Annotated in this window: 25 protein-coding genes, 1 tRNA gene and 1 riboswitch; of the genes, 21 read left to right on the top strand and 5 right to left on the bottom strand. The window is 46.7% G+C overall.

The window, feature by feature from the left end; genetic code table 11:
* The first annotated feature begins 3 nt into the window (after positions 1-3).
* Genes urtC through urtE form a run of 3 tightly spaced genes read left to right on the top strand, consistent with a single transcriptional unit; the run spans position 4 to position 2540 of the window.
* Positions 4-1095 (top strand): urea ABC transporter permease subunit UrtC, encoded by a 1092-nt coding sequence (gene urtC, locus HF638_RS10120; protein WP_169480112.1) that lies wholly within the window; start codon positions 4-6, stop codon positions 1093-1095.
* On the top strand, positions 1058-1867 hold the full coding sequence (gene urtD, locus HF638_RS10115) for an urea ABC transporter ATP-binding protein UrtD (protein ID WP_169480111.1): 810 nt from the start codon (positions 1058-1060) through the stop codon (positions 1865-1867). Before urtC ends, urtD begins: the two co-directional genes overlap by 38 nt.
* Positions 1845-2540 carry an urea ABC transporter ATP-binding subunit UrtE gene (gene urtE, locus HF638_RS10110; protein WP_169480110.1) on the top strand — a complete coding sequence of 232 codons (696 nt, stop codon included), beginning with the start codon at positions 1845-1847 and terminating at the stop codon, positions 2538-2540. The genes urtD and urtE overlap by 23 nt, the downstream gene beginning before the upstream one ends.
* Before the next feature lie 31 nt (positions 2541-2571).
* Here urtE and HF638_RS10105 read toward each other — a convergent pair whose 3' ends face one another.
* The 3 genes from HF638_RS10105 to HF638_RS10095 all read right to left on the bottom strand — a co-directional run bounded on the left by HF638_RS10105 (position 2572) and on the right by HF638_RS10095 (position 4407).
* On the bottom strand, positions 2572-3207 hold the full coding sequence (locus tag HF638_RS10105) for a nitrogen regulation protein NR(II) (protein WP_169480109.1): 636 nt from the start codon (positions 3205-3207) through the stop codon (positions 2572-2574).
* A 27-nt stretch (positions 3208-3234) separates the two neighbouring features.
* The gene (locus HF638_RS10100; RefSeq protein WP_169480108.1) at positions 3235-3438 is read right to left on the bottom strand and encodes an XRE family transcriptional regulator; all 204 of its coding nucleotides are present in this window, start codon (positions 3436-3438) and stop codon (positions 3235-3237) included.
* 267 nt (positions 3439-3705) lie between these two features.
* Positions 3706-4407 carry an urease accessory protein UreF gene (locus tag HF638_RS10095; RefSeq protein WP_169480107.1) on the bottom strand — a complete coding sequence of 234 codons (702 nt, stop codon included), beginning with the start codon at positions 4405-4407 and terminating at the stop codon, positions 3706-3708.
* A gap of 426 nt (positions 4408-4833) precedes the next feature.
* Between HF638_RS10095 and HF638_RS10090 the strand changes: the two genes are divergently transcribed.
* A tRNA-Leu gene (locus tag HF638_RS10090) sits at positions 4834-4916 on the top strand.
* Positions 4917-5065: 149 nt separating this feature from the next.
* Here the strand turns inward: HF638_RS10090 and HF638_RS10085 are convergent.
* Positions 5066-5545, bottom strand: coding sequence for a glutathione peroxidase (locus tag HF638_RS10085; protein WP_091015296.1), 480 nt, complete (start codon positions 5543-5545; stop codon positions 5066-5068).
* A 371-nt stretch (positions 5546-5916) separates the two neighbouring features.
* A riboswitch (cyclic di-AMP (ydaO/yuaA leader) is annotated at positions 5917-6092 on the top strand.
* A gap of 115 nt (positions 6093-6207) precedes the next feature.
* On the opposite strand from HF638_RS10085, the gene HF638_RS10080 reads away from it, so the two are divergent.
* Positions 6208-6606, top strand: coding sequence for an HAD family hydrolase (locus HF638_RS10080; protein ID WP_248278103.1), 399 nt, complete (start codon positions 6208-6210; stop codon positions 6604-6606).
* A 174-nt stretch (positions 6607-6780) separates the two neighbouring features.
* Entirely contained in the window at positions 6781-7464 is a 684-nt protein-coding gene (locus tag HF638_RS10075) for an HAD-IA family hydrolase (protein ID WP_169480106.1), read from the top strand.
* Positions 7465-7595: 131 nt separating this feature from the next.
* Here HF638_RS10075 and HF638_RS10070 read toward each other — a convergent pair whose 3' ends face one another.
* Positions 7596-8891: an Nramp family divalent metal transporter gene (locus HF638_RS10070; protein WP_169480401.1), complete on the bottom strand. Its 1296-nt coding sequence runs from the start codon at positions 8889-8891 to the stop codon at positions 7596-7598.
* A 385-nt stretch (positions 8892-9276) separates the two neighbouring features.
* Between HF638_RS10070 and HF638_RS10065 the strand changes: the two genes are divergently transcribed.
* The 15 genes from HF638_RS10065 (at position 9277) to HF638_RS09995 (ending at position 21634) form a co-directional block, all read left to right on the top strand.
* Positions 9277-9696 (top strand): organic hydroperoxide resistance protein, encoded by a 420-nt coding sequence (locus tag HF638_RS10065; protein ID WP_017690005.1) that lies wholly within the window; start codon positions 9277-9279, stop codon positions 9694-9696.
* A gap of 210 nt (positions 9697-9906) precedes the next feature.
* Positions 9907-10152 (top strand): zinc ribbon domain-containing protein, encoded by a 246-nt coding sequence (locus HF638_RS10060; protein ID WP_169480105.1) that lies wholly within the window; start codon positions 9907-9909, stop codon positions 10150-10152.
* Between the two features lie 99 nt (positions 10153-10251).
* Positions 10252-10530, top strand: a complete 279-nt coding sequence (locus tag HF638_RS10055; protein ID WP_017690003.1) for a hypothetical protein — start codon at positions 10252-10254, stop codon at positions 10528-10530.
* 157 nt (positions 10531-10687) lie between these two features.
* Positions 10688-11110 (top strand): thiol-disulfide oxidoreductase DCC family protein, encoded by a 423-nt coding sequence (locus HF638_RS10050; RefSeq protein ID WP_169480104.1) that lies wholly within the window; start codon positions 10688-10690, stop codon positions 11108-11110.
* A 61-nt stretch (positions 11111-11171) separates the two neighbouring features.
* Positions 11172-12035 (top strand): DUF6612 family protein, encoded by an 864-nt coding sequence (locus HF638_RS10045; protein WP_169480103.1) that lies wholly within the window; start codon positions 11172-11174, stop codon positions 12033-12035.
* Between the two features lie 210 nt (positions 12036-12245).
* Positions 12246-12629 carry a VOC family protein gene (locus tag HF638_RS10040; RefSeq protein ID WP_145320399.1) on the top strand — a complete coding sequence of 128 codons (384 nt, stop codon included), beginning with the start codon at positions 12246-12248 and terminating at the stop codon, positions 12627-12629.
* A 162-nt stretch (positions 12630-12791) separates the two neighbouring features.
* Positions 12792-14012: a nucleotide-binding protein gene (locus HF638_RS10035; RefSeq protein ID WP_169480102.1), complete on the top strand. Its 1221-nt coding sequence runs from the start codon at positions 12792-12794 to the stop codon at positions 14010-14012.
* Positions 14009-15313 carry a TadA family conjugal transfer-associated ATPase gene (locus HF638_RS10030; protein ID WP_169480101.1) on the top strand — a complete coding sequence of 435 codons (1305 nt, stop codon included), beginning with the start codon at positions 14009-14011 and terminating at the stop codon, positions 15311-15313. Before HF638_RS10035 ends, HF638_RS10030 begins: the two co-directional genes overlap by 4 nt.
* A gap of 40 nt (positions 15314-15353) precedes the next feature.
* Complete coding sequence (locus HF638_RS10025) at positions 15354-16097, top strand: type II secretion system F family protein (RefSeq protein WP_051153986.1); 744 nt, start codon at positions 15354-15356, stop codon at positions 16095-16097.
* A 12-nt stretch (positions 16098-16109) separates the two neighbouring features.
* Positions 16110-16979 carry a type II secretion system F family protein gene (locus tag HF638_RS10020; RefSeq protein ID WP_169480100.1) on the top strand — a complete coding sequence of 290 codons (870 nt, stop codon included), beginning with the start codon at positions 16110-16112 and terminating at the stop codon, positions 16977-16979.
* A gap of 11 nt (positions 16980-16990) precedes the next feature.
* Entirely contained in the window at positions 16991-17182 is a 192-nt protein-coding gene (locus HF638_RS10015) for a Flp1 family type IVb pilin (RefSeq protein ID WP_169480099.1), read from the top strand.
* Positions 17163-17840, top strand: coding sequence for a TadE/TadG family type IV pilus assembly protein (locus tag HF638_RS10010; protein ID WP_169480098.1), 678 nt, complete (start codon positions 17163-17165; stop codon positions 17838-17840). The genes HF638_RS10015 and HF638_RS10010 overlap by 20 nt, the downstream gene beginning before the upstream one ends.
* Before the next feature lie 91 nt (positions 17841-17931).
* On the top strand, positions 17932-20046 hold the full coding sequence (locus HF638_RS10005) for a hypothetical protein (protein WP_248278101.1): 2115 nt from the start codon (positions 17932-17934) through the stop codon (positions 20044-20046).
* A gap of 29 nt (positions 20047-20075) precedes the next feature.
* Positions 20076-21107 carry a pilus assembly protein gene (locus HF638_RS10000; RefSeq protein WP_211175601.1) on the top strand — a complete coding sequence of 344 codons (1032 nt, stop codon included), beginning with the start codon at positions 20076-20078 and terminating at the stop codon, positions 21105-21107.
* An 11-nt stretch (positions 21108-21118) separates the two neighbouring features.
* The gene (locus HF638_RS09995; RefSeq protein WP_169480097.1) at positions 21119-21634 is read left to right on the top strand and encodes an A24 family peptidase; all 516 of its coding nucleotides are present in this window, start codon (positions 21119-21121) and stop codon (positions 21632-21634) included.
* Positions 21635-21666 lie beyond the last annotated feature (32 nt).

The raw sequence follows: 21666 nt of genomic DNA, 5'->3' as shown, positions 1-21666 counted from the left end.
TTCATGTCGGCATTACTCAAGACTGGCAGTCTGAAAATGAGAATCATCTGGGCAGTTGTACTGATCATGATGTGTCTTGCTCCACTAATCTCCACGGAGTTTCGTCTGAGTCTGTTAGCCAAGTTTTTGGCACTGGCGATCCTGGCCATTGGTCTCGATCTGATCTGGGGTTATGGGGGTGTGCTGAGTCTTGGCCATGGTGTGTTCTTCGGTCTGGGTGGGTACGCGATGGCGATGTATCTGAAACTTCAGGCTAGTGGAGCAACGCTCCCGGACTTCATGGGATGGAGTGGTTTCAGTGGTCTGCCATGGTTCTGGGAACCGTTTCGCTCTTTCCCGGTGGCTCTGCTATTGGGGATAGCCCTTCCGGCATTGCTCGCCTTTGCCTTGGGCTGGTTTACGTTCCGTAACCGGATTACAGGTGTGTATTTTACTATTCTGACTCAAGCCTTGGTTCTGATTACGGTGACATTGTTTGTTGGCAAACAGGAGTGGACGGGTGGGACGAATGGTATTACTGGGTATAATTCGATCTTTGGATTTACACTTCATTCCGCAGGAACAACGATTGCTCTCTACTATATAACGCTTGCTGTTCTGGTGATCGCTTATGTGCTGTGCCGTCGAATGGTGAACAGCCGGTTCGGTCAGGTGCTGGAAGCTGCGCGCGATGGTGAGAATCGGGTGCGATTCCTCGGATATGATCCGGCAGGATATAAAACGCTGGCTTTTGCTTTTTCCGGTGCGCTTGCAGGTGTTGCGGGCATGTTGTTTGTTCTTCAGGTCGGTATTATCTCGCCATCGATGATGGGGATTGTACCCTCCATTGAGATGGTCCTGTGGGTTGCATTGGGTGGTCGCGGTACGCTTATTGGAGCGGTCATCGGAGCGGTTGTGCTGAATGCAGCCAAAACAGGCATAAGCGAGGCTTACCCCGAAGGGTGGCTGTTCGTCATTGGTGGGCTCTTTGTAACAGTAGTCTTATTCATGCCAAACGGAATTGTAGGTGTGTATCGTCATATCGTTCGTTTGCTGAAGCGGAGAGGAGAGAGTGCACATGTCCAAGTCACTCGGGAAAAACCTAAAGTCTACTGAGGGATCAGCGGTACTGTTAGCCGAGGACATTACGGTGGCCTTTGGTGGGTTCGTTGCCGTCAAAGGCATGAATCTGAAGCTGCATGAACATGACCTGCATTTTCTGATTGGACCGAATGGTGCGGGAAAAACGACGATGCTGGATGTGATATGCGGCAAAACCAAACCCATGTCCGGCTCGGTAAAGATGGCGGATGGTACGGAATTAACAAGACTGAAGGAGCACCAGATTGTTCGCAAAGGGGTGGGACGTAAATTCCAGGCGCCATCGATCTTTGCAGGTCTGACGGTGCAAGAGAATCTGACGCTGGCGGCGGAGACTCGCCGTTCCCCTCTGCAGACCATCGGTATTCGACGATATGGGAAGATGAGTGTTGCCATGGAGCATATTAGCCTCCAAATTGGTCTGCAAGACCGCATTAACGCCCGTGCAGGAGCGTTATCGCACGGGGAGAAGCAGTGGCTGGAGATCGGCATGTTGCTCTTGCAGGAGCCTCGTGTGTTGTTGCTGGACGAACCAGCGGCGGGCATGACGGATGAAGAAACACACAAGACCGGACGACTTCTGCAAGAGATTGCGCGTGAGCGCTCAGTTGTGGTGGTGGAGCATGATATGGAGTTTGTGCGAGAGTTCGCAGCCAAGGTGACCGTGATGCATGAAGGTAAACTGTTGAAGGAAGGTACGATGGCGGAAGTACAGGCGGATCCGAAAGTGGCAGAAGTGTATCTGGGCAAAAGGAGGGATGACCATGCTGTCGCTGCAACGAATTGAATCCGGCTATGGGGAAAGTAATGTGCTTCGAGGTGTGAGCCTGGACGTACAGCCTGGACAGGTGGTGTGTCTGATGGGCCGTAACGGTGTGGGTAAAACAACGTTGATGAAAACATTGATGGGGCTGCTCAAAATACGCAAGGGCAGTATTCAGTGGCAAAATCAGGAGTTGTCCACGTTGGACACAGCCAAGCGGGCAAGGGCAGGCATCGGTTATGTACCGCAGGGGCGGGAGATTTTCCCGCAGCTTACGGTGAAAGAAAATTTGTTGCTCGGTCTGGAGACAAGTGCACCGGGAGTAAAAACGTTCCCGGAGGATGTACTGGCGATGTTTCCTGTGCTTGCTACGATGTATGGACGGCAGGGTGGAGATCTGAGTGGTGGACAGCAGCAGCAGTTGGCGTTCGCCCGGGCGCTGGCTTCGCGTCCGGGGTTATTGCTACTGGATGAGCCGACAGAAGGCATTCAGCCTTCCATCGTGGAGGACATTCGGCAGGTTATTTTACAGCTCAAGGCAAAAGGGAATCTGTCGGTTCTACTGGTGGAGCAGAGTATTGATTTTGTGCGCAGTGCCGCAGATTATATCTATATCATGGACAAAGGTGCCATTACCCTGCACGGGACACCGCAAGAACTGGATATGTCGCAATTTGAACATCATCTATCCGTGTAGTTGTAGTTAGCGTGTCAAGTGGATTGAGTATTCAGGAGCGCTTGTCCAGGATATTCGAGTATTTCGGATATAACCGCCGGATGCATTCCGGGCAGATGTCATGGGTGAATTCGGCGTGGGTATGCTTCTCCAGATAACTTTCCACGGAGTTCCAATGTTCCTCTTCGTCCTTGATTTGTTTGCAGACAGCGCAAATAGGCAGTAATCCGCGCAAGGTGCGCACGTCAGACAGAGCCTTCTTCAATTGGCGTTCTGTCTTTTTCTGTTCGGTAATATCCATGTGGGCAATCAAAGCGAGATCGGTATTCAGGTTTGAGTTAGTGTGAGATAGAGGGGTGAGTTCCACACGAAACCACCTCTCTTCGTTGTATACCGTATACACGCAGATGTCATATGTATGATTTCGACTAAAGGGTGTTCCGCGTTCTTTCAAATTCTGTGCGACAAGTGCCATATTGGCGTTCTTGCCTTGTAATGCCCAGGCTTCCAACAGATGCAGGTAATGTCTATGAGTACTGTTCGCATCCGGGTTGGGTAATAGTTGACCGAGTTCCTGTTGCCAGGCGCGGTTACAACTGTGGATAATCCAATCGTGATCAACGATGATGAGCTGGTGAGTTATGGATTGGAACGACAGCCTCTCCAGATCGGATGTAACATGTCTCATGGATGGGGTCCTCCTTTGGCAAAAATCTTATCTCAGTTCATCTGGAATATCCAAAATATCAGCGACCAGGTGTCTGAATCGGGTTGCTTTGCGTGTGCCGTGAATGAGATTGGATAAACGATAGGGTGGGATGTCGTGCTGTTCACAAAAGGTCTTCTGGTCCACTTGAAGTTCGGTTAGCCGTCGTTTGATGGCCCATCCGAACGGAGTCACTGGTTTTTTCTTGTTCAAAAGGGTTCACCCCTGGTTAGAATGTAGTATTCAGTCGCCCTTTCTTCATGTAGAATATATAGAAATGCGAGCTGTATATTTTATTATATACGTAAATCCGTCATCTAACAATTAAAAAAGACGGAAAAAAGTGTATTTTGTGATGTAAAATGGCGTAAATACGTTAAAAAAACCAATAAAATGACAAAAAACACGTCGGCAAGGAGGTTGCCGCGTGTTTTTTTTTGTTTGTCTGAATGAAGGAGAGTAGGTGTAGGTGGACAAGGATTAGGCCCTGTAGGCATGAAGTCCAGCTCCAAGCATATGGAAACTGGGGAAAAACGATTTCATGGACATCGAGGTTGGCTGTGCCAGTCCATCCGCAGCCGAGGCGCTGACGGTGTTCCATTCATTCTCCAGATCTGCGGCCAGGCGTACCGTCAGATCTTTGATTGTTTCGGTGTCCAGAGGAATAACTTTGGAGGCTTCGGTTATGCAGGCATTCATGGCTGAATGCAGATAACCAAGAACTGCCGCCTCGACAGGGATATCGAGGTGGTGGTTAATCCAGGCGTGAACAGTGGAGAGGCAGCCAACCGAATCATATTTGGCGAAGATCTGTTCAAGCTGGCTGAAATCAATCCAGGGGTGCAGAGCGCGTGCGAGTCTGATCAATCGTTTACCCATGGTAGCAGCTTGTTCTCTGAGATCTCCAGGAGTTCGCTGAACATGGACGAGCTTGTCGATCAGGGCTATTCGCCATGTATCGTTGTGATCTGCTGCGGTATAGATGCCTTTGATAGCCATGCCTTCAAGACGAACGATGCTGGGGTGCAACTGACAACGCATGAATGATTCGAGATCTTCAGCATTACGAATGGTACCCTCCTTGATATGGATATCCATGCCGAAGGAATGGGTAAACCCTCCAACCTGAATAGAGGAATCAAGCAGTTTAACATAATCGAGCAGCTTATTCCCACGGTTCACGATCATTCGCCTCCTGTGTTCGTTAAATGTCACTTTAAGTAACATTTATATTCCTTTTTGTTTGCTTTATGTTTGAAAATCCGAATTATATGATAGTTATCGTCCCATAAACGTCCGCTTTTTGTCAATAGTGTCATTGAAATTCAGCAAATTAAATCTGGAATTCAGTATTTGTGTTATTTTATATGACATTAAAAGTTAAATGTTTGCGAAATGTAGGGAGGACTATATATAAATGAATCAACAAGATCAGCTCTAACCGGAAAAGAGGGGATCGAATCTAATAATATGCAGTTCATGGGTAAAGATGACGAGAATATGCGATTTTTGATGAAAATGCCTATCTGAAAAAGAAGTAATAGAAAACACTTTACTTTTAGATCAGAACCCGGTATAATCAATTCTGTTGCCGATTATTTACGACATGCGGTCGTGGTGGAATGGCAGACACGCTATCTTGAGGGGGTAGTGGGCGTATGCCCGTGGAGGTTCGAGTCCTCTCGACCGCATCATATGAACGATGAAGAAGAAGCTTTCCGTTATTGGAAAGCTTCTTCTTTTTGTCTTTTTTGAACAGTATGACATTTGGGTTGAAAAAAAGGCCATCCATTACCGGGGGCAATGGTGCTCTGCCTTCCGGCTACGGGTGGCCTGTGTATTATTTTTGGAGTAAGTTCTTGATATCTTCTTCAATCTTGTCAGGTGTTGTTTTGGGAGCATAACGTTTCAGTACCTGTCCGTTCTGATCCACAAGGAATTTGGTGAAATTCCATTTGATTGCTTTAGAGCCGAGCAAGCCAGGAGCTTCTGTGCTAAGGTGTTGGAAAAGTGGGTGAGCGCTTGAGCCGTTCACATCAATTTTCTCAAACATGGGGAAGCTCACGCCATAATTCATCTGACAGAACTCGGCAATATCGTCGGAAGAACCTTTTTCCTGTGCAAACTGGTTGCTTGGGAAACCAAGAACTTCAAATGGAGCATCTTGAAACTTGTCTTGCAGTTCTTGCAGACCTTTGAATTGAGGGGTAAGGCCGCATGAGCTTGCCGTATTCACAATCAGGAGCACTTTGTCACGGTAGTCGGACATTTCAACTTCTTGACCGCGAAGGGTATTCACTTTGTAATCGTAGACTGTCATCTAAATCGCCTCCATTGATATACTCTTATATCTTCTATTATATTGGTTGCAATTAAATATTGCAAAACTAATGTGGTGTTAAAAGAATCAAAACAGACAAGTTGTGCAGAATACGTGAATGAATTGCGAAGTGATTTTCGTCAGAGTGAGAATTAGATAGCCTTGAAGAGATGGATAGAGTATAACCTTATTGTAAGCGTTATTATGGATGAGTATTGGCAAAAATCTGCCGATTCGGTGATCTCTGCGGACTTTACACCGTCATGGCGGGGGTGTATGATTCATAACGTAATTTCAATTTAAACTAAATTGTACTTGAAAAACGAAACAAACGATAATATCGCTCGATCTTACCTTAAGATATACGAACGATGTTTTAATCGCTGAGTTTCCATTCATTGATGAATGGGAAACGGGGGAACCAACGGAATGCGCTGTCCAGGACAGTGGGCATTCATGGGGTGAATTTTCCGGTGACAGCCGGAAATAGGGCGACTCTCGCGCCCGAATCCGTCAGCTAACCTCGTAAGCGTTAAAGGGAGAGGCAACAAGCCGTACGCTGGTTCATGGTGTTTTCGCCATGGGTTATTTAAGAAGCGTTCGGGAGGCCTTGGTCCCCCACGCTTCTTTTTTGTTGTCTTTTCACGCCAAGGGAGGAACGAATGATGGATACTGAGATGATCTTAGTGACTGCTCCAAATGAAGCAGGACGCAAATTTATCAAATTGCTGATGTACAAAAAAATGCCGTTTGCCGTTCTAACCAACAGTGCAGGAGAAGAGCGGAGACTCCGCAGAATCGGGGTAGAGCATGTTATTCGAATGAATACGGCTGCAGCTCAAAAATGGTTTTTGCCGCAGGGTAGCGTAGGCAATGTGTTTATTTTCGAGAACAGTCTGAATCTGACCTGTCGTTATTTGCAGATCTGCCGTTCATGGACATCTAAATCCCTGTGTGTCATTACGGAGCAGAGTAATCCAAAGGGCATCTATCGGGGGATGGGCGCAGACCGGATTGTATATTCGCTCAATGGGGAAGTCGGCTTTCTCCTCAATGGTTGATGCCATAGCTTGTGATTGCTCAGGTGTAAGGTGCCTGTTATAATTGAATGTATTAGAATCAATTTCAGAATTCACTCAAGGTATTATGAAATTGATTCATCGATAAACGGAAATTTGAGGAGACTCATGCAGGATGGTGGGTCTTCTTTTTTATGCTTACAAGGAGGAATTGGCGTGCCGGATGTAGGTGGATTAAAGTGGTTGTTTTTTGATGTTGGAGATACGCTGGTGGATGAATGGGAGCCGGTTGATGATATTATCGGACAGTTCGTCCGTGAAGCTTGTGCTTTGGGGTATCCGGTGACAATTGAGGCGGTACGCGAACTGTTCGCGAGCTGTTACCGAGAATATGAGCAATGGCCTATGAGAGTGGCGATTCGCACATTCGTTGAAGACGAGGGGCATCAGAAACAGATTCAGGACAAGCTGAAGTTTCAAAAAGATCTTGAACGTCCTTTTCCTTCAGCAGATTCCGTTCTTCAGCAGTTGTCACGGCATTATCGCATTGGCATTATTGCCAATCAGAGTCCTGGAACGGAAGAGAGACTGGAGAGCTACGGCTTGCGGAAGTATGTTGATGTTCTGGCATGTTCGGCTGAAGAAGGAGTGTCCAAGCCAGACCCTGAGTTATACGCTGTGGCCTTGAAACAGGCCGGTTGTGAACCGGAGGAAGCCGTCATGATCGGCGATCGGATCGATAACGACATTATACCTGCTCGGAAGCTGGGCATGCACACGATTCGAATTATGCAGGGTTACGGAAGATTCCAGCCAGAACTATCGGATGACGAACGTGCGGATTGGACCGTTGATTCGTTGGATCAACTTCTGCCATTACTGATACCAAACCAGGAATAGATGATTGCGTACGAGAGGTTCTACTCTAAATGAAAACACGTTGCTGTACAGCAACAATAAAGGCTGATCAACTTGGGTATAGCATACCGGAGTCGATCAGCCTTTTAATTATTTAGTCGATTAGAACCAGATTAGAACAACCGGATCGTCTGAATGATCAGATATACATTCAGCACAACGATAATAGCTGCAATGACCCATGAGATGATTTTGAGCCATAACTTGTTGGCGAATGCACCCATGCTTTTTTTATCACTCGTGAACATCACCAGAGGGATTACAGCAAAAGGTAATTGAAGAGACAGCACAACCTGGCTCAAAATGAGCAATTCTTCTGTGCCATGTTCGCCTGCAATGGCTGTGACAATTACCGCCGGAATGATGGCAATCAGACGTGTAACCAGTCTGCGCAGCCATGCTGGAATTCGAATGTTCAGAAAACCTTCCATGACAATCTGCCCAGCGAGTGTACCTGTAAGGGTAGAGTTCTGACCTGATGCTAACAGCGCCACACCGAACAGAATACTTGCAACCGTTGTACCCAATAGAGGTGTCAGCAGATGGTAGGCATCTGCGATCTCGGCAACCTGCGTCATACCAGCACTGTGAAATACAGCAGCAGATACAATCAGGATGGCTGAATTAATGAACAGGGCCAGTGTCAGTGCGATTGTAGAGTCCATGGTCGAGTACCGAATGGCTTCTTTTTTGCCCTGTGCTGTCTGTTCAATCTGACGGGTCTGCACAATGGAAGAATGCAGGTACAGATTATGCGGCATCACGGTTGCTCCAATAATACCAATAGCGATATAGAGCATGGCCGGGTTTTGCAGAATCTCAACATTTGGTACAAAACCATGGAGAACACCGCCCATATCGGGTTTCGCCAGAAACAGGTCAATACCGAAGCAGAGGGCTATGGTTGCCATCAGCACAATGACGAGAGTTTCCAGAGCGCGGAAGCCTTTGTTTTGCAGTACAAGAATCAGGAGTACATCAACTGCGGTGATGATCACGCCGTATAACATGGGGATGTTAAATAACAGTTTTAACGCGATGGCAGAACCTATGACCTCAGCCAGATCGGTAGCTGCAATGGCAAGTTCACACAGAATCCATAACATCATGACAACAGGCATGCTGAATCGTTCACGACAGGCTTGAGCCAGATCCCGTCCAGTGACGATGCCGAGTTTGCCAGCCAGCGACTGAAGGACAACGGCCATCAGGTTCGATAACAGGATAACGGATAACAAGGTATACCCGAACTGCGAGCCGCCTGCGATATCTGTTGCCCAGTTCCCGGGGTCCATGTAACCTACGGCAACAAGGTATCCAGGGCCTACAAAGGCGAGGAATTTCTTCCACCATGCAGCATTCTGTGGAACTTTCATGGAGTTATGAGCTTCTCCAAGTGAAGGCGCCATGCCCGCAGTAGATAATGATTCTCTTGAAGGAGCGTTGAACGGATTTTTTTTACTCATACGATAATCACCTGACTTTGAAATATTGATGCGGAATGAACCGCTTATGATATATCTAAATTTTTATGTTTATTTTTACATTGTACTCCTTCAAATGTTTTTGTCTAGTGCAACTTTTATGTATCAGCACAAAATATCTGTTGCAGCTTGAAGATGACCCTTCGTATATTACCCAACCTTAGAGAAAATACAGCCATGAATTTGAAATGCATGAAAATAATAAAGATGTAAAAGCTGATAAAGATTCAAAATGCGTTTCAAAATGAGCCAGAAGTTTAAATTGAAAGGAAGGCAGTTAAAAATTATATTGATGAGGGAGAGATTCTTAATGGAAGCTTTATATACAGCAGTAGCGACAGTTAAAGGTGGACGTACAGGTTCGGTGACTTCTTCGGATGGCGTGCTCAAACATGATCTGAAAATGCCCAAAGAGCTTGGTGGTTCCGGTGGTGAAGGTACCAACCCTGAGCAACTCTTTGCAGCTGGATATGGTGCCTGTTATGAAAGTGCCCTTGCCAATGTAGCACGCAAAGCGGGCGTGAAATTGGAGAATGTGGTAGTAACAAGTAACGTATCCATTGGTAAAGACCCTGCGGATGACGGTTTCCAATTATCTGTTCGTCTGGACGTGAGTATGCCTGGTGTGGATCACAGTCAAGCCGAAGATCTGGCCCGCAAGGCGCATGATTTCTGTCCGTATTCCAAAGCAACACGCGGCAACATTGATGTTGTATTAAACGTGGTCTAAGATGTGACTTCCCGTACGTAACGGGGAACATATAGAGCAGGGTATCCTGGATACCTGATGTTCAAGTACAAAGCCCTGCTGGCAATCGGCAGGGTTTTGTGTTGATTAAATATATGGACATAATGCAGGATATTCCATGCTAGATCGCGTACTATTTTACATAATTGCACTCCCACTTCATGCTACACATTCTATAAAGGGGGAACGAAGATGAGTATTGAAGAGATGATCGAGCGGCGATTTGTATGTACGAAATGCAGGAGCACGGATTGTAACATTAAGGAAATTTCCATGTCAGGAGCAGGCCTGAGCAAGGTGTTCGATATTCAGCATAACCACTACCTGTTTGTGGGCTGTGCTTCCTGCGGGTATGTTGAAGTTTTTGATCCGGATGTCTTGAAAGGTAAAAAACAAGGGCAGGTAGGGACGATTCTGGATATTCTGTTTGGCGGGTAGACATGCGCGAGTTGACATTGACCTGAATTTTCTTTAATATAACTTAGTACTGAGTAGTGTCATTGCATGAACCAAATTTGAATTAAACAGGTGATATCCATGTCTTATAGACCGCGTATTGCAGATTTAGAATTAGCTTATGGTAACAAGGAAGACGGATTGTATGAATTCAAAATGAATTTGGTAGACGGTACAAAATGCCGTGTATTCTACTCCCGTTCCCCGGAATGGAAGATGACCAATATCAGCCGTCTGCAGAAAACCCCTTGTCCAGTATGTCGCAAAGATTTCATTTGCAAATGTATGGACCAGTGGGCAAGTGACCTGCATCAACAGATGATCGATGACCAATGGATGGAAAAGGCAGTTACGGAGTAATTGTCGGACAGATACGAGCGTGGGCACAATGCCTGCGCTCTTTTTCTTTTTATCTCTATAAGTGAACTACCTCAAGAAGAAATAAATTTAGAATTAGTGAACAGGAAGGCCTAGATTGGGTAAGTTACTCTAACCGCAACCATAGGAGGCAGCCAATATGATAGCAAACCAAACGGATGTGCATCAGGGACATCCCATCGTACTGGTGGATGGCGTCTGTCACTTCTGCCAGGGCTTAACCAAGTGGATTATTAAGCGTGACCCGGAAGGGAAATACCATTTTGCTTCGCTCCAATCGGATGTAGCCAAGGAATTGCTGGAGAAGGGCAATCTGTCGACAGACAGTATGGACACTTTTGTTCTAATTGAAAATGGAAAATACTATACACGTTCGACCGCCGCGCTGCGATTAGCCAAAGGTCTGAAGTTTCCTTATCCGTTGTTATATGTGTTCATGATCATACCGAAATTTATTCGTAATGCAGTCTACAACTGGGTTGCACGCAACCGTTATCGTTGGTTTGGCAAAGATGAAGCGTGCATGTTGCCTACACCGGAGATCAAAGATCGGTTTTTGTGATTAATAACGGGAATTATTGGGTAATCACTACAGATCATATCTATTTTGGGAGGACAACAACTTGAAGAAGTGGACTACAATATTTATCGGGGCATTATTAGCAGTGAGCTTGGCAGCATGCAGTAACGACACAGATAATACGGCAACGCCGCCAGCGACTAACAACGAAACGTCTAACGAGGGCAATACACCTGCAGAGCAGGAAACAAAGATCCCTACCCTGGACGAGTTGATTACCAAAACCAATGCAGCTACGAAAGAAATGAAAAGCTTCACAACTGAAGCAAACATTGATCAGAATCTGAAGCTGGATGCTGGTGAACAGTCCCAGGATCAACAGGTTAAAACATCGCTCAAGATGGATATTATCAAAGATCCAATGATGATCTATCAAGAGATGAATATGGAAATGTCGGGACAGGAAGCGCAGAACGTAAAACAGTATATTACTTCGGATAAAATCTACTCCCAAGTTGGGGAGCAATGGGTTGCGATTCCTGAAGCTCAAACGAGTGAACTGATTGAGCAGATGAAAGCAAGCATGAATCCCGAAGGTGAATTGGAGCAATTCAAAAAGATCGAAGAAGATACTGAAGTGACCGAAGAAGGCGACAATTATGTGATTAACGCTGACGTATCCGGTGATAACGTGAAGGAACTGGCCAAAGCCGTGATGGAGCAAAACGGATCGGATGCCCAGATGCAAGCCATGCTTGATCAGATGAATATCACCAGCATGAAGATGAAATATATGATAAACAAAGAAACCTACCTGCCTGCAAGTACGGACGTCAACATGGTCATGGAGATGGAACAGAATGGACAGAAAATGACGATGGACATGAAGATGACGAGTACATTTTCTAACCACGATCAAGTGGAAGAGATCAAGATTCCACAAGAAGCATTGGATAGTGCAAAATAATTTGGTTATGCCAAATGTGCTGAAGATGATTTAATGCGGTAAGCGAGCATCAATGTATGCCGTTTGCAGGGCACCTCTGAACTAGATCTGTGTGAGCCGTGAGGTTTACCGGATTGGGTTCAGGGGTGCTTTTCTTTTTAATGGAGATTATGGTCAGGGTTCAAGGTGTTATAGTATAGTCATATTTAATTAGAGAGGGGGATATAAAAGATGATTGAATATGCACACATCCACCATGTTAGTCTGGCTGTTCGTGATCTGGAAATCGCGAAGAAGTTCTACTCGGGGTTACTGGGCATGCAGGAGATTGAACGTCCAGCCTTCCGCTCCACGGGTACATGGTACGCTATCGGCAGCCAGCAGCTTCATCTGCTTCAGCACCCGGAAGGTCACACGCTGCGCGAGGCTGGTATTGATACAACCGATGGCCACTTTGCGATCTGGGTCACCAGTTATTCAGGGACTATAGCCTGGCTGGAGCAGCAGGGAATTGAGTATGAAGCGAGACCTGAGAGTGTAGCTGGATTCGCACAGATTTTTGTACTTGATCCTGACCGTAACATTATTGAGTTCGATTCACCCTATCACTCTTAAGGGAAAAATGGTTAGAATAAATCCCTTGCTCCACCAGAAATTGTATGCTATATTATCCATACATTCATAGCACGTGACGGAAGCACCGTCCATATACTGCATGTTCATGCGGTTACTGGACGGTGCTTTTTTGTGCTTTTTTTGCAGGGAGGGAAGGAGAAATTGATTGTACTAAAGGCAGTATTGGTTTCCAAAGACAGAGATTATATCAGTGCTTGGCTTGATTATGTACAGGGAAGTTCGTCAGGTTTCCAAGTGCGTTTTACGGCGTTCTCCCAATGGGATTCGTTCAGAGATCACATGAACGAGCAGCAGGAAGGTCGGGAGATGCCGGATCTGGTCGTTGCGGAACCGGAATTCCTGAACAACTGGTTGAGTAACGGCGGAGAAGCATCGGGTGTACCTTGGCTAATGCTGAGTGAAGGGATGGACGAGGTGGACGAGGCGAAGCGCCTGATGAAATACCAACCCTTGCCTACGTTACTGGAAGCTGTGATGAATGCTTGCCGGCAGCCGCGCCGCAAGAAGATGCATCGTCCGGGGCAGGAAACTCTCTCTATTGGTGTATTGTCCGCTTCGGGTGGAAGTGGTAAAACGGCAGTGGCCCTGCACATGGCGAAGCAGTTGGGGCTCGCAGGTTATGCTGTCCTCTATCTGAATCTGGAGACGCTGGATAGCACGCTCCCGTTTCTGGAGAAGGGACTTTCTAGAAGTGGGCAACGCCACCCGGATGCGGAGACGGGGTTGTCACGCCTGCTTTACGATCTGAAAGTGGGCAGAAAGGAATCTGGCAAGCAGCTACAGGTGCAAGCCAAGGCTGTGGATGGATATGTGATCCGGCATGAAGCGTTGAAGTCTGATGTATTCTGGCCATTATCGAATCGGAAAGAACTGTTGCAGATGACTCGTGAGGATACGTCGAATCTGCTTCGTTATTTAACGGATTGCGGACAATATGATGTGCTGGTTCTGGATGGCGATTCCGGTTGGGATGGGCGCAGTGAAGGGGTGCTGGGTGCAGCAGACGCATTTGTCTGGCTGGTTGAGGATGATATATCTGCCATGCATCGATGGGGACAGTGGTTACAGCATGTCGAGCGCACCAAGCCAGATGTGTACGAGAACGTGTTGGACCGTTCATGTTTCGTAGTCAACAAATATAGGGACAATGTCGTTAATGCACTTCCACGGCCTGATCTGCATCTGGATGCGGTGTTGCCCTATATTCCTTCATGGAAGCAGCTTAGTCAGGAGGAAGTCATGCTTAGTTCTCCGATCTTTCAACGTGAAGTGAAGAGATTATGTGCCATGCTGGTACAAGATGGCGAAGAAGAATTGAAGCAGACGGGACGAATTCAGAAGCAGGATCGGTGGGCGTTATGACGGATTCATCCAATCGAATACTGGATCGTGAAGAACAGTTTCAGATCATGCGCAGGGAGGTCAGGGCAGGCCTGGATTTAACCTCTTCCGCTGGGGATGATGAACTGTGGCAGGGGATAGAACGCAAAGTTCTCACTGACCCGAAGCTGGAAGATTTGACCTCGGGAGAGCGTCATACACTGGTACAGCGGTTGTTTGATTCCTTTCGTGGATTGGATATTTTGCAGCCGCTTGTGGATCATCCCGATATTACAGAAATTATGATCAACAGTCACAAGGAGATTTTTGTCGAGCAGGAAGGTGAAGTCAGCCAGATCACTCTAGAATTTGAGTCCAAGGAACGGCTCGAGGATATTATTCAGATGATTGTGTCCGGGGTAAACCGGATTGTGAATGAGTCTTCTCCGATCGTGGATGCCCGGTTAAAGGATGGATCGCGGGTCAATATCGTGTTGCCGCCCATTGCCTTGAAAGGCCCTACGATGACGATTCGTAAATTTCCGAGTGAGCCGATGAAGATGTCTGATCTGATTGAAAAGGGAGCCTTGCATGAAGAAGCCGCAGAACTGTTGCAACAGTTGGTACGGAGCAAATATAACATTTTCATTGGAGGTGGGACTGGATCGGGAAAAACGACCTTTCTGAACGCCTTATCCCAATTCATTCCTGCCGATGAGCGGATTATAACGATTGAGGATTCGGCTGAGTTACAGATTGTAACAGTACCGAATCTGGTATCGCTGGAAACTCGAAATGCCAATACCGAAGGCAAAGGGCAGATATCTATTCGGGATCTGATCAAGTCCTCCTTACGGATGCGACCGAACCGGATTGTCATTGGAGAAGTCAGGGGCGCAGAAGCTTTGGATATGTTGCAGGCTATGAACACAGGACACGATGGATCGTTGTCAACTGGGCACGCAAACACGATCTCCGACATGATCAGCAGACTTGAAACGATGGTGCTGAGTGGTGCGGATCTTCCGATTGCGGTTGTACGACAACAGATTAGTTCGGCAATCGATATCTTTGTGCATCTGTCCCGGCTGCGAGACCGCTCACGGCGAGTGACGGAGATCAGTGAAGTGATTGGCATGCAGGACGGTGAGGTCTTGCTTAATCCACTGTTTCGTTTCCAGGAACAAGAAGAGCGTGAAGGCAAAATTATTGGCGGGTTAGTACAGGTTGGGAAGTTGAATCAGGTGGATAAAATTCAGATGGCTGGGCTCGGGGACTGGCTGGATGAATACATAGAACAGTATAGTGTTGAATCAGATTCATCAGATAACAACGTGAATTAAAGTCATTGGAAGGTGATTACTGTTGGGTGAAGCCAGACAGATGTTGACGGATTACACCGTATATACGCTTTCCCGGAGACAACGAATGGTCTGTATGCTGATTAGTGGTCTGCTGTTTTTTGGCATCGGAATTCTGTTCTACCATCATTGGTTGGCTGGAGCGATCTTGGCTGCGGGTTGCATATGGGTACCAAAACATTGGACTAAAGTGCTGTTGGAACGAAAAAGAATGACACTCAGTTTACATTTTAAGCAAGCGTTATATGCATTATCTTCGGCACTGGCCGCAGGAAAATCGGTGGAAAATGGATTCAAGGAATCCGTAGAGGATTTGCGGATGTTGAACCCGGAAGCGGATACTGATCTGATTCGTGAGTTCACGATATTGCGGACACGGATGGAGTATGGACAACCAATCGAAGAGGCACTACAGGATTTTTCGGATCGGGCGCAGATTGAGGATATTACGAATTTTGCAGATGTGTTCATTACGTGCAAACGAACTGGCGGGGATCTGGTTGAGGTTGTGCGTCGTACCTCTGCGGTGATTGGTGAGAAGCTGGACATTCAGCAGGATATTATGGTCGCGGTATCGCAGAAAAAGTTCGAATCAAAGGTCATGTTTGCCGCTCCATTTATTTTTCTGATATTCCTCAATCTGACCGCCAAGGATTTTATGGAGCCACTATATAGCGGGATGGGGTATCTCATCTCTAGTGGTGCATTGGCAGTACTGGCCTGCTGTTATCTATGGGTTACTCGAATTATGGATATCAAAGTATAAGGAGCTGAAACGATGCTGCTTCCCGTTATAGTTGCAGGGATGCTGGGAGCGGGATGGCTGGTGCTGGATCGAACCCAGGGACAGACCTACCGGCATCTGCGCAAGCTGGATATGGAAGGATTACGACTGAAGAAATTGCATGGCCCGTTCCTATTTGTACTGGACAAGTTCGAGATTGGACGCAGATTGCCTGTGCTCATGTTTCGGATGCAACATGCCATTCAGAAAATGTATGGCATACAGCACAGTGGAGAGAAAACGATGCTCTATTGCGCTGAAATGTTGACTTATACGTGGCTCATGTTGCTGGTAGGTTGTCTGTTAACACTCGTTGGAGATATGGGTATCGGAGGCATGGTGGGTGGACTCGCGTTGGGTATAGCTTTACCTTTTGCACTTTATAAAGACCTCAATACCAAGGTTCAGCGGAGAGATCAGGACATCCTCATGGAGCTGCCCGAGCTGCTGAACAGAATTGTTCTGCTGGTGGGCGCTGGGGAGACCGTTCAGCGTGCCATCGTTCACTGTGTGACAAGCCAGGGGGAACGGGATCATCCGCTGTACAACGAACTCAGAAAGACCGTGGGAGATTTGAATAACGGTTATTCGTTTCAACAATCATTTGAACAGTTCAGCCGCCGTTGTGGTGTGCAGGAAGTGACGATTTTTACGACGACGGTCTTGCTAAATTTCCGGCGTGGGGGAGGTGACTTTGTATTGGCGCTGCGGGATCTGTCACATGTGTTGTGGGAGAAACGCAAGGCTGTTAGTCGGGCGAAGGGAGAACAGGCTTCTTCTAAACTGGTGTTTCCGATGGTGCTAATCTTTTTTACGATTGTAGTCATGATCGGGGCACCTGCTTTTATGATGATGAATATGTAGGAGGAATTGGGATGATGGAAGTATTGAAAAACAAGGTGAACGCATTTTGGAAGGAAGAGGACGGACTCGGCACGTTGGAGCTGATTCTGATTATCGGGGTTATCATCATTATTGCTTTGATTTTTAAAGACCAAATAACGGCACTAATCAAGTCTCTTCTTAGCAAAGTGGATACAAAAAGTAATGAATTTTTCCCGGGTTAACAGGCTGAAGAAGGAAGAAGGGAGCTTCACCGTTGAAGCCTCCCTGATCTTCCCTGTCGTGCTGTTTATTCTTGTATTGTTGCTCTTCTTTACCATGTACATGTATCAAAAGACATTTCTGAATCAACACGCCTATGCAGCTTCCGAACGTGCAGCATATAACTGGGACAACAGCAACAAGCAGGCGATGACGGGTGAATTTGTCGCTGGAGAACATGACAATCTGTACTGGAGACTGACGGATGATCGTATGCTTGGAGCGCTGTTTGGCTGGGCGGGAGCGGATAATCAGGTTAGTGTTTCTATACCTGCTGGTGAAGGCGGAAGTCTCTCGGAACAGAAATTAGTACAAGCGGTGCAACATATGCCCTCAGCTATGAAAGGAACAATTGAGTATCAGAATTCTCTGATTCAGCGGAAAGTAACAACCAAGCTGGACCAGGTAATTTCTTTACCGCTTCCTTCTTTTTTGTTCGATTCAGGTAATCGTGTACTGACCCAAGGATCATCCGCAGTTGTTGAACCGGTGGAATTCATTCGAACGGTCGATCTGGTCCGTTATTATGCAGCCAAGTTTAAAGGCAAAGGCGGAGAAGCGGCGAGTACTGCTGCGGAAGCGGGACAGGTTGTGCAGCATTTTGGCAAAAGCAAAAAGTGAGAAAAGGAGGAGGGCAGAGCTGTTTAGAAAAAAAGACGGTGAGTTGGGAGCCGTAACCCTTTTTTTAATATTAATATTGGCTGGAGTTTATATGTTTGTAGCTATATTCATTGATTACGCTCGTATTGCGGCATTCAAGGTGCAGACTGAACGAATGACACATGCTGCAATGAGGTCCGTTATGTCCGCCTATGACACTTCGCTCCGGGAGTATGGTTTATTTGGGTATGGCGACAGTAGTGGGGATACGGTTATGGCCAAAGTGCTGAACGATAGTGTGAAGCCTTCATCCGTAAAAGATGGATTCCCTATTCTGGATATCCAGTGGGATACAACTTCGCTGAGCATGGAGCGTGAACTGGGCAGATACGATATTTTCAATCGCCAGATTCAGGAGGATATGAAGTATCGGGCTCCGGTTGATTTTACCCTTGAAGTGATCAATCGGTTCAAACCGATGTCGGACGAGATGAAGGAAGCAGCGCACACGGTAGACTTGCTGAAAAAATTACAAAAGTTATATGACAAACGTGAAGAATTGCTGGACGAAGCCATTGTCAATCAGACGGAGTCCGCCGAGAAGCTGAAGAATCTTCCAAAGTTGATCATGGATCCGCCTTCACAGCCGATCTATGAAGAAATGCTGGAAGAAACACCAGAGACAGCTGCGGAGGCAGCGGCACGTTATGCAGATTATCTGAACAAGCAACGGGCAGATGAGGGATTGCCGTTCAGAGAGCAACAATACATATTGGAACTGGCTCGTTATCGGACTGGTGTGAGTAATGTGGTGACAGGCATCAGCATGATCATTCAGCCCGCTTTACAGGCCCATCAAACGAAGCTGGAGGAAGCGCAGTCCAAGATCGAAGAAGCACGCAAGATTAATGAGGAAATGAAACGTGTGATCGCGGAGGGGGAGAACCGTTCGCAGAATGCGAGCTATGACAACGTGGGCAATTCGAATCTGCCTGGGGCGAGTCCTGCATCTACTGGATCAGGCAGTGAAGCCAAAAGCACACGTTCTCTTGCTTCGGAGCTTGTGAGGGCAGATAGCCTATTTGATCAGTTGAAGGCACGTGTGGTTTCACAGAATTCGGACTTCGGCAACGTCAGAAGAGACAACATGGAGTTGAATAATCAGCTTCGCAGCGTTACGGGCATGAGTGGGGTTCCGATTAAACCCGCGGTCAGACAGGCAAGTCAGATTACCGAACGATACATGGACAACTATGTACGTAGCGGTCCTGCCAACCTCATCCAACAGAGTGAGCAACAGCTGGAGAGTGGTCGTGGGTCCGATGCCCAGCGCAAAGCGAATGACAAAGAATCCAAAGGGAAATTGAAGGAAGTCAAACGAATCTTGTCGCAGATTCAGAATGGAAGTTCCGGATCTATGGACGCTTTCAAGCAGTTGGAGGAATATTACAACACTAATATTGCTTTTAACGAGGCTAGTCGTGAGGATGCCAAAAAGGCAGAGATTGCGAATGATCCCTATGATTCTGGTAGCGAAGCCATGAAGGGTATGGACAGTTTGTTTGGCGGGATGTCAGGTCTACTGGACAGTCTTGGCGACGAATTATTTCAGAATGAATATGCTTTAGCCTATTTCAACTCCATGGATTTTGGGCAGCTATTTACCTGGACTGAAGGTGGAGATGCTGGTGATGTTTTTAAACTGGAGAATCAGGAACTAGAGTATATCGTTTACGGGTTTCATAATTCTTCGGGCAACATCGCTGCGGCATATGCAGAGATCTTTGGGATGCGACTGGCTATTCGGACAGCAGAAGGGTTAATTGAGCACAGTAAGCTGGGAAATCCTCTTCTCGTGTTATCTGCGGCAATCTTATACGGGATTACAAACGCTATCGCGGATATGGTGAAACTAGCGAAAGAGGGCAGTGTAGAATTGTCCAAGTATATCAAAGTCAAACTGACGTACAGGGACCATCTCCGATTGTTCCTCTTGATGCATAGCAACAATGAACGCAAAATGTCCAGAATGCTGGCTCTGATCCGATTGAATACCGGTGTGAATCCGGATGAGAAACAGACATATGCTTCGGGTAACATGCGCAGTAGCATCAAGTTGTGGTTTTTGCCTGGAGTGGTTAGAAGCATAGGTGCAGTTATGGGGAGTGCGGATCAAGTTGAAGGTGGACGATTTTTCATTGAGCGGAAGGCGGATTATTCCTATTGAATGATCGGGATCGTTTCGGTGGAGGGATTATGGATAAGCAGCAACAATCTGAAAAAGAATGCTCACAATTGCAGATTCGTTTAACACGAATAAGCAGATTGCAACGATTGAAGTCTCTGAATAAGCAGATATGTTCTCCGAAAAAGGAACAGGGCAGCATGGTTCTGGAAGCTTCACTGGTGTTACCTGTCTTTCTATTCTTTATCATGTTTCTCATCTTCATTGTGCAAATGACTCTAATCTCCACGGCGTTACAGAGCACGGCGGGTGAAGCGGTGAAGCAGTTATCAACGAAAATATATCCGGTATCCCTTGTGTTTACACCTTCTGATTCCGCTGGCGGTGAGGGCTCGGGAGGAGGCTGGAAGATACCGGAGCTGTCTCTGACAGAATGGGCAGAAGGTTATGCTTCTTCTCTGCCTGAGCCATTAAGTGATTGGGTACGTTCAGCTGCGGCCAGTGGTGAACAGCCACTACAGGAGATCAAGACATCCGTTTTGGAAACCGTACTTGATCCGACAGTCAAACCGTTGCTACAGCCCTTCATAGAGCCAACTCTGCTGGATATGGAACGTGTGCATGTGAATGGTATCTCCATACCTGATCTCAAGAACAAAACGAATCCATATTTTCGCCTTGAACTGAGTTATGAATTGCCGATAAAAGTACCCTTTCTCAGCAAACCGCTACGGATTCAGGCTGCTGCGGCAGAACGGGTATGGATTGGTGATACAGGAGAAGGATCAGATGGTAGCGGAGGGGACGGGGATACTGCGGGTTCAGCAATTGTACTATCGAAGCCTGACCCGGCTTACATAGGTAACAATGCAACGATCAAGGTGAAGGTAGAACCAGGAGCGACAGCCAACTTAACGATATTTTACAAGTCAGGTGAAAGTTCTGCAAAGCACATCGGTTGGGCGACCGCAGATGAGAATGGAATTATTGAATGGAACTGGTTTGTTGGTACTCGGACAACAGAAGGAACATGGAGTTTTGTTGTCGAGACAGGTGACGGTGTCAAAACGGAGACTACGTTTACCGTGGCCTCCAGAAAATAAGGAAGGAGATGATGGAGGTGGAGTGGTTTTACATTGCCTGTGGCATTTACGTCATTGCAGCTTTTATTACAGATATTCGTTCCATGAAAATTCCAAATCGATTAACTTTACCTGTGACTGCCGCTGGCGTACTGGCCCATATCATATGGGGAGGGTGGGATGGTTTCTTGTTCTCAGCCGCCGGATTTGCAGCAGGTTTTGGTATTTTATTCTTGATGTATGCAATTGGAGCGGTAGGAGCAGGAGATGTGAAATTGTTTGGTGGGATTGGGGCATGGACTGGACTCGCTTTTGGCATTCATGTCATTATTTACTCCGTTTTGTATGCGGGAGCAATTGGTCTAGTGATACTTCTATTCCGTAAAGATTCAGCGAAACGAATTCGAGGCATGGCAGGTAGTCTTGCAGGGTTCTTCATGCTCGGTTCGCTCAAGCTGGTAAACAAAGAGAAGACATTGAAGTTTCCGTTTATGCTGGCCGTATTGCCCGGGTTTATCACGGTCCTTATCTCAGGACTTTTCCCTTAAGTGAAGGAGTAGAAAAATTTGAGAATAACAAT

The organism is Paenibacillus sp. SZ31 (genome assembly GCF_012912005.1).
Lineage (GTDB): Bacteria > Bacillota > Bacilli > Paenibacillales > Paenibacillaceae > Paenibacillus.
This window is presented reverse-complemented; position numbering and strand designations above follow the sequence as displayed.

Excerpts from the sequence above, each read along its gene's own strand:
- HF638_RS10040 (WP_145320399.1), top strand. The coding sequence starts at position 12,246 with ATGATTGAATATGCACACATCCACCATGTTAGTCTGGCTGTTCGTGAT.
- HF638_RS10015 (WP_169480099.1), top strand. The coding sequence starts at position 16,991 with ATGATGGAAGTATTGAAAAACAAGGTGAACGCATTTTGGAAGGAAGAG.
- HF638_RS10010 (WP_169480098.1), top strand. The coding sequence starts at position 17,163 with ATGAATTTTTCCCGGGTTAACAGGCTGAAGAAGGAAGAAGGGAGCTTC.
- HF638_RS10055 (WP_017690003.1), top strand. The coding sequence starts at position 10,252 with ATGTCTTATAGACCGCGTATTGCAGATTTAGAATTAGCTTATGGTAAC.
- urtE (WP_169480110.1), top strand. The coding sequence starts at position 1,845 with ATGCTGTCGCTGCAACGAATTGAATCCGGCTATGGGGAAAGTAATGTG.
- HF638_RS10060 (WP_169480105.1), top strand. The coding sequence starts at position 9,907 with ATGAGTATTGAAGAGATGATCGAGCGGCGATTTGTATGTACGAAATGC.
- HF638_RS10000 (WP_211175601.1), top strand. The coding sequence starts at position 20,076 with ATGGATAAGCAGCAACAATCTGAAAAAGAATGCTCACAATTGCAGATT.
- urtC (WP_169480112.1), top strand. The coding sequence starts at position 4 with ATGTCGGCATTACTCAAGACTGGCAGTCTGAAAATGAGAATCATCTGG.
- urtD (WP_169480111.1), top strand. The coding sequence starts at position 1,058 with ATGTCCAAGTCACTCGGGAAAAACCTAAAGTCTACTGAGGGATCAGCG.
- HF638_RS10070 (WP_169480401.1), bottom strand. The coding sequence starts at position 8,891 with ATGGCGCCTTCACTTGGAGAAGCTCATAACTCCATGAAAGTTCCACAG.
- HF638_RS10105 (WP_169480109.1), bottom strand. The coding sequence starts at position 3,207 with ATGAGACATGTTACATCCGATCTGGAGAGGCTGTCGTTCCAATCCATA.
- HF638_RS10085 (WP_091015296.1), bottom strand. The coding sequence starts at position 5,545 with ATGACAGTCTACGATTACAAAGTGAATACCCTTCGCGGTCAAGAAGTT.
- HF638_RS10005 (WP_248278101.1), top strand. The coding sequence starts at position 17,932 with ATGTTTGTAGCTATATTCATTGATTACGCTCGTATTGCGGCATTCAAG.
- HF638_RS09995 (WP_169480097.1), top strand. The coding sequence starts at position 21,119 with ATGGAGGTGGAGTGGTTTTACATTGCCTGTGGCATTTACGTCATTGCA.
- HF638_RS10080 (WP_248278103.1), top strand. The coding sequence starts at position 6,208 with ATGATGGATACTGAGATGATCTTAGTGACTGCTCCAAATGAAGCAGGA.
- HF638_RS10030 (WP_169480101.1), top strand. The coding sequence starts at position 14,009 with ATGACGGATTCATCCAATCGAATACTGGATCGTGAAGAACAGTTTCAG.
- HF638_RS10050 (WP_169480104.1), top strand. The coding sequence starts at position 10,688 with ATGATAGCAAACCAAACGGATGTGCATCAGGGACATCCCATCGTACTG.
- HF638_RS10020 (WP_169480100.1), top strand. The coding sequence starts at position 16,110 with ATGCTGCTTCCCGTTATAGTTGCAGGGATGCTGGGAGCGGGATGGCTG.
- HF638_RS10065 (WP_017690005.1), top strand. The coding sequence starts at position 9,277 with ATGGAAGCTTTATATACAGCAGTAGCGACAGTTAAAGGTGGACGTACA.
- HF638_RS10025 (WP_051153986.1), top strand. The coding sequence starts at position 15,354 with ATGTTGACGGATTACACCGTATATACGCTTTCCCGGAGACAACGAATG.